This is a genomic window from Pseudomonas tumuqii, assembly GCF_013184545.1.
GTDB lineage: Bacteria > Pseudomonadota > Gammaproteobacteria > Pseudomonadales > Pseudomonadaceae > Aquipseudomonas > Aquipseudomonas tumuqii.
On sequence record NZ_JAAOJA010000009.1, the window covers coordinates 180,483 to 193,309 of the forward strand.

General features: G+C 62.1%; 11 protein-coding genes. 4 read left to right on the top strand and 7 right to left on the bottom strand.

Annotated features, from left to right (window positions below):
- The 3 genes from G9C89_RS17235 to G9C89_RS17245 form a co-directional block, all read right to left on the bottom strand.
- On the bottom strand, positions 1-1,212 hold the full coding sequence (locus G9C89_RS17235) for an MFS transporter (protein WP_172150208.1): 1,212 nt from the start codon (positions 1,210-1,212) through the stop codon (positions 1-3).
- Positions 1,213-1,531: 319 nt separating this feature from the next.
- A complete protein-coding gene (locus G9C89_RS17240; protein ID WP_172150210.1) occupies positions 1,532-2,554 on the bottom strand; it encodes an alpha/beta hydrolase in 1,023 nt (340 codons plus the stop codon).
- A gap of 39 nt (positions 2,555-2,593) precedes the next feature.
- Entirely contained in the window at positions 2,594-3,643 is a 1,050-nt protein-coding gene (locus G9C89_RS17245) for an NAD(P)-dependent alcohol dehydrogenase (RefSeq protein WP_172150212.1), read from the bottom strand.
- Positions 3,644-3,808: 165 nt separating this feature from the next.
- On the opposite strand from G9C89_RS17245, the gene G9C89_RS17250 reads away from it, so the two are divergent.
- The gene (locus G9C89_RS17250) at positions 3,809-4,780 is read left to right on the top strand and encodes an AraC family transcriptional regulator (RefSeq protein ID WP_172150214.1); all 972 of its coding nucleotides are present in this window, start codon (positions 3,809-3,811) and stop codon (positions 4,778-4,780) included.
- 89 nt (positions 4,781-4,869) lie between these two features.
- Here the strand turns inward: G9C89_RS17250 and G9C89_RS17255 are convergent, their stop codons facing one another.
- The gene (locus tag G9C89_RS17255; protein ID WP_172150216.1) at positions 4,870-5,871 is read right to left on the bottom strand and encodes a GlxA family transcriptional regulator; all 1,002 of its coding nucleotides are present in this window, start codon (positions 5,869-5,871) and stop codon (positions 4,870-4,872) included.
- A gap of 67 nt (positions 5,872-5,938) precedes the next feature.
- Here G9C89_RS17255 and G9C89_RS17260 point away from each other — a divergent pair, with 67 nt between their 5' ends.
- The gene (locus tag G9C89_RS17260; RefSeq protein ID WP_172150218.1) at positions 5,939-7,141 is read left to right on the top strand and encodes an NAD(P)/FAD-dependent oxidoreductase; all 1,203 of its coding nucleotides are present in this window, start codon (positions 5,939-5,941) and stop codon (positions 7,139-7,141) included.
- A gap of 459 nt (positions 7,142-7,600) precedes the next feature.
- On the opposite strand, the gene G9C89_RS17265 is transcribed toward G9C89_RS17260, so the two are convergent.
- Together G9C89_RS17265 and G9C89_RS17270 are read right to left on the bottom strand one after the other, a co-directional pair.
- On the bottom strand, positions 7,601-8,617 hold the full coding sequence (locus G9C89_RS17265; protein ID WP_172150220.1) for a DUF4917 family protein: 1,017 nt from the start codon (positions 8,615-8,617) through the stop codon (positions 7,601-7,603).
- A 5-nt stretch (positions 8,618-8,622) separates the two neighbouring features.
- Positions 8,623-9,555 (bottom strand): DMT family transporter, encoded by a 933-nt coding sequence (locus G9C89_RS17270; protein WP_172150222.1) that lies wholly within the window; start codon positions 9,553-9,555, stop codon positions 8,623-8,625.
- An 81-nt stretch (positions 9,556-9,636) separates the two neighbouring features.
- On the opposite strand from G9C89_RS17270, the gene G9C89_RS17275 reads away from it, so the two are divergent.
- Together G9C89_RS17275 and G9C89_RS17280 are read left to right on the top strand one after the other, a co-directional pair.
- Positions 9,637-10,149, top strand: coding sequence for a MarR family winged helix-turn-helix transcriptional regulator (locus G9C89_RS17275; protein ID WP_172150224.1), 513 nt, complete (start codon positions 9,637-9,639; stop codon positions 10,147-10,149).
- A gap of 52 nt (positions 10,150-10,201) precedes the next feature.
- A complete protein-coding gene (locus G9C89_RS17280; RefSeq protein WP_172150226.1) occupies positions 10,202-10,543 on the top strand; it encodes an FKBP-type peptidyl-prolyl cis-trans isomerase in 342 nt (113 codons plus the stop codon).
- Positions 10,544-10,661: 118 nt separating this feature from the next.
- On the opposite strand, the gene G9C89_RS17285 is transcribed toward G9C89_RS17280, so the two are convergent.
- Entirely contained in the window at positions 10,662-12,758 is a 2,097-nt protein-coding gene (locus G9C89_RS17285; protein ID WP_172150235.1) for an autotransporter family protein, read from the bottom strand.
- Positions 12,759-12,827: the final 69 nt, after the last annotated feature.

Below are 12,827 nucleotides of genomic sequence, written 5' to 3' on the forward strand. Positions count from 1 at the left end.
TTAGGCAGCCACGTTCGATTTCATAAGCGGCACTCGTGGCGCTGTATGCGAAGCCAGGAAGGCCAGGACGGCTGCTACCGCAAGCACGGCCGCGCTCAATTCGAATGTCGCCCGGTAACCGCTCAGATCAAATACGAAGCCGCCTACGGTTGCACCCGTGGCAATCGCCAGTTGGATGATCGCCACCATCAATCCACCGCCAGCCTCCGCATCGTCAGGCAGGGTCCTCGCCAGCCATGTCCACCAGCCAACCGGCGCTGCGGTCGCAACCAGCCCCCAGAAGCCCAGCAAGACGGCGGTAGTCGCCGCGGAGCCTCCAAACGCAGCGAGCGCCAGTGCGATCACTGCCATCAGCATCGGGATGGCGATCAGCGTCCGATACAGGCCGTTTTTCAAGAACACTTCAATCAAGAAGGTTCCCGCGAAACCGGCCACCCCCAAAACGAGCAGCATGAGCGAAAGCATGGAAACGCTGACGTGGGTGACCGTTTCCAGGAACGGGCGCAGATAGGTGAACAGCATGAACTGGCCCATGAAAAAGGCGCTGGCCGCGACCATGCCCAACGCTACCGGCGCGCTCTTCATTAACCTGAAGGCATTGCCGCTTCCGGCGCTACGTTCCGTCCTCATGGCGGGGAGGCTCAACAGGAGCCACGCGGCGGCGACTGCAGCGACTGGCACGATGCAGAAGAAAGCGCCCCGCCAGCCGATCAACGCACCGAGGAAGCTTCCCAGGGGCGCCGCAATCACTGTCGCCAAGGCGTTGCCGCCGTTGACGATTGCCAGCGCACGCGGCACCTGGTCATCCGGCACCAGCCGCATGGCCGTTGCCGCCGACAGCGCCCAGAAACCGCCGATCGCGACGCCGATCAGCGCGCGCCCAGCCATGAACAGCGTGTAGTTCGGCGCGAATGCCACCAGCGTTCCGGAAACGAGCATCAGCAATGTCAGGGACAGGAGCAGCCGTTTGCGATCAACCCGTGCCGCCACTGATGCGATGACAAGACTGGTGAGCAACGCGAACAGCCCAGAGACGGAAATACTCTGGCCGGCCTGGCCTTCGCTGATCTGGAGGTCTGTCGCAATCGGCGTCAGCAGGCTGACTGGCATGAATTCCGCGGCCACCAGCGCAAACGCGGCGAGCGACATGGCGAGAACAGCGCCCCATGACTGCTGGCTCTTTTGAGGGGCTGAGAGAAATGTATCGGTCATGGATAGAGGGATCCTGTGCTTCTTGAAGCGCATTCGCCGTTGCACCGAGCAACGTCGACAGACACCTCGGAGCGCGCGGCAGCGCCATGCTCGACGTGCATTGAGGCTCAACTGGCAATTTGCGTTGCAAGCCAGCGTCATGCGCTGCGTGATGGGGGAACAATGCGGCCTCGTTGCCATCGACCAACAAGCGATCTCAGCCTGTCAGCCGCACCTCTGATCAAGAGGCGACTCAGGTCCAGGCGCAGAGGCAGAAACGCGGCACCGGGATCGGTGCCGCCGCGGGAGATGCGGTGCCCAACTAAGGCACTGATCAGTGCTACTGCAGATTGCTTTGGAAGAACTCGGTCAACTTGGCGAACGGGATGAGGTTGACCCGGTCGTACAGATCCACATGGCCGGCACCGGGAACAACGAACAACTCCTTGGGCTCGGCGGCGCGCTTGAAGGCATCTTCACTGAACTCGCGCGAGTGCGCAGCGGAGCCGGTTATGAACAGCAGTGGACGTGGCGAGATGGACTCGATGTCGTTGAACGGATAGAAGTTCATGAACTTCACGTTGCTGGTCAGCGTCGGCATGGTGGTGGTTTGCGGCGACGCGCCGGCAGGCGTGACCTCGCCCCGCGGTGTGCGATAGAAGTCGTAGAACTCGTCGCCGACTGGGTTGCCAGTCAGCTTTAGCGGCGAACCGCTGGTGTATTTGCTGTTGCCGCCCTGGAACTCCAGGTCACGCTGCTCGGCCGCTTCGCGGATGATCTGCTGGCGTTGCTCCAGGGTAACGGCGTGCTGAAGGCCATTGCGGTTGGCCGCACCCATGTCGTACATGCTGACGGTCGCGATGGCTTTCAGCCGCGGATCGATCTTGGCCGCGCTGATGGCGAAGCTACCGCTGCCGCAGATGCCGAGAACGCCGATGCGCTGCCGATCGATGAAAGGCCGGGTGCCCAGGAAATCCACCGCGGCACTGAAGTCTTCCGCGTAGATGTCCGGCGACACTGCTTGGCGAGGCTGTCCTTCGCTCTCACCCCAGAAGGATAGGTCCAGCGACAGCGTGACGAAACCCTGCTCGGCCATTTTGCTGGCGTAGAGGTTCGCGCTCTGCTCCTTCACCGCCCCCATCGGGTGGCCGACGATGATGGCGGCACTCTTGGCTTCGGGGGCGAGGCCCTTCGGGGTGAACAGGTTACCGGCCACCTTCATGCCGTATTGATTGTTGAAGGAGACCTTTGCCACAGTCACCTTGTCGCTGTTGTAGAAGTTGTCCGCGCCGTTCGACATATCGGCTCCCATTGATGAGAACGAGGTGATGAGCAGCCCTAAGGCAAGCAGCATTCTTTTCACGTGATAATTCCTTCTGTTGAGTTGTTTGGCCTCGCGCGATCAGCCGGCCAAGGTGGCGTTGTCGATCACGAAGCGATACTTGACGTCGCCCTTGAGCATTCGCTCGTAGGACTCGTTGATCTGATCGGCCCGCACCAGCTCGATGTCGGCGACGATGCCGTGCTCGGCACAGAAATCCAGCATCTCCTGGGTCTCGGGGATGCCGCCGATCATCGAGCCGGCAAGGGTTCGTCGTTTCATGATCAGGTTGAACACGTTGGGCGACGGGTGCGGCGAGGCGGGCGCACCGACCAGGGTCAGCACACTGTCGCGCTTGAGCAGGACCAGGAAGTCATCGAGATCGTGGGGGGCTGCGACGGTGTTGAGGATGAAGTCGAAGCTCTTGGCCTGCGCGGCCATCTCGTCGGCATTGCGCGAGACGACAACCTCGTCGGCACCCAGCTGCCTGGCCGCTTCGCGCTTGGTTTCGGAGGTGGTGAACGCCACCACCTGGGCACCCATCGCATGGGCCAGTTTGATGCCCATATGACCCAGGCCACCGATACCGACGACACCGATCTTCTTGCCCGGCCCCGCGTTCCAGTGACGCAGCGGCGAATAGGTGGTGATGCCTGCGCACAACAGCGGCGCGACAGCGGCCAGTTGCTCCTCGGGGTGGCGGATGCGCAGCACGTAGCGCTCGTGTACCACGATGGTTTGCGAATAGCCGCCAAACGTCCAGCCGGGTGCGTCCCCGGTCGGGAAGTTGTAGGTACCGATCATGCCGTCGCAGTAGTTTTCCAGGCCGGCGTCGCAGTCGTCGCAGTGCTGGCAACTGTCGACGATGCAGCCGATCCCGACCAGATCACCGGCTTTGAACCCCGAGACGTGTGCGCCGACCGCGCTTACGCGGCCGACGATTTCGTGGCCCGGAACGCAGGGGAACTGCGTGCCTTCCCACTCGGCGCGCACCTGATGCAGATCCGAGTGGCAGATGCCGCAGAAGGCGATGTCGATCTGAACGTCATGGGCTCCAGGTGCACGGCGGGTGATCTGCAGCGGCTCGAGTGGTTTGTCGCCCGCATGGGCACCGTAGGCTTTTACTAGCATTGAAGACCCCTTCCTGCATTAGGTTAGAGGCACATTCTCCGGCTATGCCCGGATGCCCTGTAGCGAGTTTCGCTGGATTACTTGCCTGATCCGCTGAGCCTGCAGGCTTTTGCTGGGAAGGGGCCGACGGCCGCGTTAGAGTTCGGCCACGAGGTGCAAGCAAACATGACCAGCAGACACGACACCGCAACTCAGAGCACATCGCCACAAGAGGCGCTGGCGCAGATCATTGGCACCCGGATCACCCAACCGGGTGACGCCGGAACAGCTATCGCCGGCCTCGGCTTCTTTCGCCGTGAACACCCTTCGCCTCCGGTCGTCTGCATGGTCGAGCCGAGCATCGTCCTCGTCGCTCGAGGCGAGAAGCGGCTGTGGGTAGGCGGCGAGGGGTATCTGTATGACACCTCGCGATTTCTGATCACCTCGTTAGACTTGCCCGCCAATTCCGAGGTGATGGTGGCGAGCCCGGAGCAGCCCTGTTTGGGGCTGACCTTGAAGCTCGACCTGCGCATGCTGGCTGAGCTGATCGCCCAGGGTGGCCTGCCGCCAAGTCGTGACCGATCCGTTGGGACGAGTGTGGGAATCGGTTCGGCGACCCCGGCTTTGTTAGCGTCGTTCGGGCGTCTGCTGGCGCTGCTGGATGAACCCGAAGCCATCCCGGTACTCGCGCCATTGATCCAGCGTGAGATTCACTACCGGCTGCTGATGAGTGACCAGGCAGCCAGGCTGCGGCAGATCACCTCCGTCGATGGTCAGGGCTATCGGATTGCCAAGGCCATCGACTGGCTGAAGCTGAACTACGCCATGCCGCTTCGCGTCGAGGAACTCGCCTCCCGTGTGCAGATGAGTCCGCCGACCTTTCATCACCATTTCCGCCAGCTCACCGCGATGAGCCCGCTGCAGTACCAGAAATGGCTGCGGTTGAACGAGGCGAGACGCCTGATGTTGAACGAGCACCTGGACGTATCGAGCGCGGCCTTCAAGGTCGGCTACGAAAGCCCCTCCCAGTTCAGCCGAGAATACAGCCGTTTGTTTGGAGTGCCGCCCAAGCGCGACTTGGCAGTGTTGCGCGGACGAACCAATGACACCGATGCGCGTAAGAGCGGCACCTTACCGCCGGCAGCACTTCATAATTAGACGCCTGCCGACGGTCCGTCTGGCCGCTTCCTGCCTGTCGCGACCATCCAGCCCGGGCCGAAAGCGGGCATGGGCTGCCGGCAGCGGAGCTAGCGCGAGAAGCGCTTGCGGTAATCCCGGGGCGAGATCGCCAGATGGCGCTGGAAGGTGCTGCGCATCCGTTCCTCGTCGCCATATCCGCACTCTCGGGCGATCTGCTCGATGTTGCGTTCCGAGTCCTCCAGCAGGCGGCGCGCCGCCTCCAGGCGAAACAGCTCGACGGCCTTGGCCGGTGAGCGGCCGGTCTTCTGCTTGTACAGGCGGGAGAAGTTTCGTGGGCTCATGTGGCAGCGCTCGGCCAGCACTTCCACCCCGAGATTGGGTTGGCCGAGATTGTCGGCCAGCCAGCGGTGCAGTTCGTCGAACACCGCCACGTCCTGGGTCTGGGCCTGCAACAGTTCGCTGAACTGCGCCTGCCCGCCAGGCCGCTTGAGGAACACCACCAGCTCGCGCGCCACCTGCATCGCCACCTCGCGGCCGCAGTCGGCTTCCACTAGTGACAGGGCCAGGTCGATCCCGGCGCTGACGCCGGCGGAGGTCCAGACGCTGCCCTGCTGGACGAAGATCGCGTCGTTGTCCACATCGATGGACGGGAAGCGCGCACCCAGCCGCTCGCACATGGCCCAGTGGGTCGCCGCGCGCTTGCCGTCCAGCAGGCCGGCCTCGGCCAGCAGGAAGGTGCCACTGCATACCGACGCGGTGCGCCGCGCCAGGTGGGCGTGGTCGGCGATCCAGCGAATCAGCTCGGCCGATTCGGCCACCACCTGTTCGATTGCCGGCGATCCGGGCACGACCAGAGTGTCGACGCCGTTCACCGCGAAGCCGGACAGGGGCTGCGTATCCACCGCCAGGCCTTCGGCGGTCTGCACCAGGCCGCCCGCCAGGCTGACCGTCAACCGCTGGTAGCCCGGCAGACCGCGTGCGTGCATGGCCTTGGTCGCGGCCCAGAACACGGTCTGCGCGCCGGTCAGGTCGAGCAGGCCCACCTGCGGGTAGGCGACGAACAGAATGGTGCGGGGCGTGGCTGGCGTGAAATCTGGGTTATCTGTCATTTGTGCCGAACTCTTTCGCTTCTAGCATGGCTCCGTAAAACGAACCGAACCTATGCCAGGAGTCATCATGGACCAACATATTCTGATCATCGGGGCAGGATTCGCCGGGCTGTGGAGCGCACTGAGCGCCGTGCGCCTGCTGGATCAGCACGGGCGCACCGACGTGCGCGTGACCCTGCTCGCGCCTCAGGCCGAACTGCGCATTCGCCCGCGCTTCTACGAGCCGGACGTGCACAGTATGCGCGCACCGCTGCTGGACCTGTTCGCCGTCACCGGCGTGCACTTCGTCCAGGGACTGGCGCTGAGCATCGATGCCGAAGGCCGCAGGGTGACCTACCGTGACGCCGCCGGCGACCAAGCCGCGCTGGGCTACGACCGCCTCATCCTGGCTACCGGCAGCCAGCTGTTTCGGCCTGCCGTGCCGGGGCTCGCCGAGCACGCCTTCGATGTCGACCAGATCGAGCAGGCCGCGCGCCTCGAACAGCACCTGTGCGCCCTGGCCAACAAGCCGGATTCCGTCGCACGCAACACCGTGGTGGTGGCCGGCGGCGGCTTTACCGGTATCGAAACCGCTACCGAGCTGCCGGCGCGCCTGCGTGCGATTCTCGGTGACGACGCCCAGGTTCGGGTCATCGTCGTCGAGCGCAACGGCCAGGTCGGCGCCAGCCTGGGCGATGGCATCCGCCCGACCATCCTCGAGGCCTGCCGCGAGCTGGGCGTTGAATGGCGCCTGGGCGTGTCGGTCGCCTCGGTGGACGCTGGCGGCGTGGTGCTCGACGACGGCCAGCGCATCGACGCCAGCACGCTGATCTGGACCGTCGGTTTCCGCGCCAGCGGCCTGACCCAGCAAATTTCCGCTCCGCGCGACGCCCTCGGCCGGCTGCAGGTGGACCGCCACCTGAAGGTCGAAGGCTTGGCCGACATCTACGCCGCCGGCGATACCGCGCGCGCCGCCACCGACGAGTTGGGCAACTTCAGCGTCATGTCCTGCCAGCACGCCATCCCGCAGGGCCGCCATGCCGGCAACAATGCGGCGGCCGAGCTGATCGGCGTCGCGCCGCGGGACTACCGCCAGCCCAAGTACGTCACCTGCCTTGACCTGGGCTCCTGGGGCGCGGTGTTCACCGAAGGCTGGGAGCGCCAGCAGAAACTGGTCGGCGCCGAGGCCAAGACGCTGAAAACCCAGATCAACAGCCTGTGGATCTATCCGCCAGCGGCCGATCGCGCCGTGGCACTGGCGGCCGCCGACCCGGCGATCCCGGTGGCCTGAGCGGATCGCTCGGTCCCCCAGGGCAGCGCTGGGCGGCTTTGCTCATTGGACAACAGGGGGCCAGGGTTTGGGCTTGAATGATCAAGCAGCAGCGAAATTAATCGTGTCCCCTGTTGTTCTCAGGCAACCAGCAGGCCCCTGGCGGGGTCGGTTCGGGCGTCGGCGCTCCACGCGCCGGCGGGGATCAACCGGCTGTGTGCTGGCAATACTGCCCGCGGTTAATCACGGCCTCGGAGAAAACGTCGCCCGGTAGGATGGTGCGGGCGGCGCTCCGTCGGGCCGCATAGGATGAGCGCAGCGATACCCATCGCTAGTCATCATGAAGGGGGGCTTGGCCAGCCGCTTCTGCGGCTGGTTGGGATGGGGCTGCTGCCTGTCGCGACAGGCAGGAAGCGGCCGGTCCAGCCTATAAATAAATCGTCCCCTTTGTTGCGGGGGCGGGCGATCAGCCAGTAGTTTTTATTGCGCTGGCGTGGCCGCGATACGCAACTCGGGATGACCCAATGGGTGGCTCAGGGCATCGAAGAAGCGCAGTTGCACGCTCTGTGTCGCGAACAGGCTGGCGTAATGCTGCTTCTGCTGCGTGATGAACGCCGGGTTGTGCGGGTAGATCGAGATGGCCAGGGTTTTCAGCCCGGCTTGCTGCAAGGCCTGGATCAGGTGCTGGTCCTGCGCCGCCAGGCTGTGGCCGAAAATGCACAGCCTGTCCTTGGGTTGCGCCAGCTGGCTGTAGCAGAACGACAGGTAGTCGGAACTGCGGATGGCCTTGAGCTTGTCCGCGCTGCTGCCTTCGTTGACGAACAGCGGGATATCGCCCAGCCGGTTGATAGCAAAACTGGCCAGCAGGGTGCTTTCCGATGAATTGAGGATGCGCGTGCTGCCATCGATGTTCTTCACCAGGTGCATGCCGCCGTGCAGGTAGAGCAGGCGCGTGGCATTGCCATGGCGCTCGCAGTCGCCGGGGGCGAAGGTCGAGTCCGCGCCGCGGAACAGGTCTTCAAACGCCTCCGGGGCCTGCATGACGGCCCAGTAGTTGAGCAGGTCGTAATTGCCGGAATAGACCGTCTGGTACTGGCTGAGTGCGCTGTTGATGCGGCTTAGGCTGGCGGCCTGCACCTGGCTCCAGGGAATATGCACCGAGCGCACGGCGTGGATCAGCGCTTCCTTGATGGCGAAATAGCGATGGCGCGGCGAAGACGAGTTGATGGTCAGCGCGGCATTGACCCGGATGCTGTTCTTCAGGGCGCTGAGCACCTGTTCGAAGTTGCTGGTGTCCAGAGCCCGGAACACGCTGAGCTCGGTCGCGCTAAGCGGACGATTACGGGTGGTCTGGGCCTCGTCGAACAGCGAGAAGTAGGCGAACTTGCGCCATACCGCCAGGCTCGCGCCGTTGCCGATCAGCAGTTCGGGGAAGCCGATGCTGCTGTTCAGGGTGCTCCAGTCTTCCAGTTCGTCAGTAAATGCCGGGAGTTCCATAATCGCTAGTTGTCGCCTTGGGCCGTGGTTGCGCAGGGCGCGACTTTAACATGGGGCGCGACAACTGCCGGCTTAGCCGCTGCGGCCCATTGCACCGCCAGGATGCTGCCGAGCACCGCAATCAACCCCAGCAACGCCACGCCGGTGATGCTCTGCCCCAGCAATGCCCAGCCCAGCAGCACCGCCACCAGCGGGCTGAGCAGCCCCAGGGAAGACACCGCCACCGGAGCCAGGCGGGCGATGCCGCGAAACCACAGCACATAAGCCAGTAGCGCGCCGAACAGCGACAGATAGGCATAACCCAGCCACTGCACCGGGCTTAGCTGCGGCAGCGGCGGGTCGATCAGCCAGGCCACCGGCAGCAGGAACAGGCCGCCAATCAGCAACTGCCAGCCGGTAAAGGCCAGCAGCGGCACAGTCGGTCGCCAGCGCCGCGTCAGGTAGGTGCCGCTGGCCATGCAGGCGGTGCCGACAAAGGCGGCGGCAATCCCAATCGGGTCCCAGCTGGCCCCCGGTGCCAACAGCAGGGCGGCCATTCCGGCGATGCCGAGCGCGCTGGCGGCGACCGCCATAGATGCCGGCCGCTGGCGATCCATCGACCACACCAGGCCCATTACCAGCAGCGGTTGAATGGCCCCGACCACCGCCGCCAACCCGCCCGGCAAGCGGTACGCGGCGACAAACAGCAGCGCCTGGAAGAAGCCGATATTCAGCGCCGCCAGCACCAGCAGACGCGGCCATTCGCTGCGCCGGGGCAGGTAGCGGCTGTACAGCACCAACAGCAGGCCGGCGGGCAGGGCGCGCAGCAGTGCGGCGGTAAAGGGCCGGTCCGGCGGCAGGATCTCGGTGGTGACGATATAGGTCGAGCCCCAGATGGCCGGCGCCAGGGCGGTGATCAATACATCCAGCCAGGTGCTACGGGATGCTGAGCGGCCCATGCATTTGTCTCGCATTCAAGATAAAATGCGAGGCTAATGGCAAGTTGTCTTGAGTTCAAGATAAATTTCAGGGGTAAGCCAATGGCAATCCAGCGACAGATGGATGCGGTCGATGCAATTCTTCAGCAGTGGCACCGCGAGCGGCCTGACCTGGATGTCAGCCCCATGGGGGTGATCGGCCGGCTTGGGCGCTGCTCGGCGCTGCTGCGGCGCGAGCTGGACAAGCTGTTCAGCAGCTTTGGCCTGACCTCCTGGGAGTTCGACGTGCTGGCCACCTTGCGCCGTTCCGGCGAGCCCTTTCGCCTGGCCCCGACTACCCTGTTCTCGACCCTGATGGTCACCTCCGGCACCATGACCCGGCAGTTGCAGCAGCTGGAAGCCTCCGGCCTGGTCAGCCGCCTGGCCAACCCCAGCGATGCGCGCAGCATGCTGGTGCAGCTGACCCCGGCCGGGCTGGAGCTGATCGACCGCGCGGTAACCGCGCATGTGGCCAACGAAGCGCGGCTGCTGGCCCCGATTGCCGCCACCGAGCTGACGCAACTGGAGGCGCGGCTCTCCGAGCTGTTGGCGGTTCTGGAACCGGCTGCCGAATGATTTTCCTGCAAGCCAGGCCGCGAGCAGGCTGGGCGACTAGACGAGGTGAGTGATGAGCAACGAATTGGTGATCGAAGATGTTCAGCTGGGTGACGGCAAGGAAGTGGTCAAAGGTGCGTTGATCACCACCCAATATAATGGATTTCTCGAAGATGGCAGCAAGTTCGACTCCTCCTATGATCGAGGCAAGGCCTTCCAATGCGTGATCGGCACCGGTCGGGTGATCAAGGGTTGGGATCTCGGCATGATGGGCATGCGTGTCGGCGGTAGGCGCAAGCTCTTCGTCCCGGCGCACCTGGGGTATGGCGACCGCGAGTTCGGAGCTCATATCAAGCCCAACTCCAAGCTGATCTTCGAGATCGAGTTGCTGGAAGTGCTGACGCGAGATGATTGACGGGGGCGTTGGCTAACCTCGATTGCTACCGAGGCCCACGTTCGGTTTCGATTTCTTGTGATGAACTACGGGACAAGATCGCGCAGAGCGATCTTGAACCGTCGCCAACAATAGCTTATTAGTATTTGAGACTTGCTATAAGTGACAGTTGATTTGACGAGTATTCGCTGTCATTCCACTTATAGTCGTACTGCCCCTTGACCGTCCAAGAGCTGTTATCGCAATTGCAGGACAGGAATGTAATACCTGCTCCGACATTATAGAGATCTCGATTCTGCTCTATTCCTTCCACGTTAAATGCCGATCCGCCGCCGGTGAGGACTGCGGTCTGCTCGATGGTGGTATCGCTGAAATCATGCATCCATTTGACATGCACTTCAGGGGAATAGGTGCTGGCGCCGGATCGAATGACGCGTTCAACCTTCACGCCCACGCCTGATTGAGTCAGGTTGTAATCTTGGTCATCCACACGATGATTCAAACCGCCGGCACCATGCTCGTTATAACCGTCAACTTTGAGAAGCGACGTCTGCAATGAGGCGAAGGGTGTAACAGTGACTTCTTGATCAAAGTAGAAGTGTTTTCCGGCCGAAACAAGAGCAGTGTACTGCTGCCCATCGTAGTCAGATTTAGCCACACGATTAACACCTGGGAAGATGATCTGGCGTTCCCCTTCATAACGATCCATCCCGGCAGTCAAAGCGCCCTGTACATACCAAGGGCCCGGGGTGTAATTGAGATAACCCGTCAGCTGGTAAGAATCGATTGTGGTCTCGCCAGAGGAGTTGTTGCCGTCAATGGTGCTATTCGCATAACCAGCGCTGACACCAACTCGGGTGTTCTCGCTCACAGGTCGGTCGTAAGCCAGTACCAAACCGTAGGTTTTAGTGTCGTAGCCGTAATTATTATCGACATCGCCCTGGCTACCTGCATTGCCAAAGGTCTTAGCCCACCAATTGCTCGGTTGCTCGTCACCTTTGCACTTGCGTACTTCTGGTTGGGGTCTATCGGCCCCACAGCTGGTGTCGCAACACATGCTCTGGATCTCGTCCACACGTGCTTGCAACATGTCCTCCATCAGGCGCGTCGCCTGCCCTGCTACCCAGGGTGCTGCCAGGTTGGTACTGCTGGGGGCCAATTGAGCCAGGGCATCGGTAACGGCCGCGGCATTGGGAAGAGCAAGCACGGCGCCCTGCACGACTTGCAAATCGGAACCCGCTGGAGCAGCTGAACCCAGCAATGCTCCCGCAACCACATCGGCAACAGGTACGCCCAAGGAGACCGATTCAACGGTGATGAGCACATCGCCAGTAGTGGTCGGCACACTGGAGAAGGTGTAAAGCGGGTTGGAATTGAGGACGGTTACGGTAGCCCCGTTGGTGCCCGCCAGGCCACCGACAATCCTGAAGGTCGTTCCGGCAGTAAGCACGCCCGTTACGGTTGGAATCACCGTAATACCGGCAGCATTGATATTCGAGGCGCCGGACGGCTGGATATTACCGTATACGGTATTACCGGCGAGGGAGGTTGCAATCGTGCCATTGGCGTTAGTGGTCAACGCCCCAGTGATGGCCAAGGTATTAGCGCCGAGATTGAATCCTTGCGCTTGTACGGCACCGGTAATGGACGCATTACCGCCCGATACATTGATTTGCTTCAGCCCGTTTGCACCGCCAATAGCCCCATTTATATTACTGCCGCTATTCAAGGTTAAAGTACCGGTATTCGCAGTATTGGTCGTGACGGCCCCCGTCAGCAGTTGGCCTGCGCCGAGATTAAGAAAACCATCGCCGACGAATACAGGTGCCGATATGACGTCTCCATTGAAATTTACAGTACCTTCCCCGCTAATCTGGGTCGTGGTGGCGAATACGTCGCCATTAAAGTCAACCGTGCTACCGGTAGCACCGGCACTGATATTGAGAAACAGAACGCCTGGCTGGCCGGTAGACCCGGTGACTATCGAGTCGCCAAGAAACAGAAGATTGCCGGTATTATTAGAAGCAGTGGTAAAAGCCCCACCGAGATCGTTATTAGTATTGACATTCTGACCATCGTTAATGGTCAATGTGGCGCCACCCGTGGTGTCGACACCATTCAGCTCACCTTCCGCCCCGACTACACCGGGAAGCGCAACAGCCTCGCGGGCTAAACTAATCGGGGCCCAAGCCACGATGGCAGCCGCCACAGCTACAGAAATTAAGCTGGCTTTCATATAGGCCCTTTAGATTAAATTGTCACAATTGACACTGCAAATTAGGCCTAATAGTTGTAATTAGCAAAC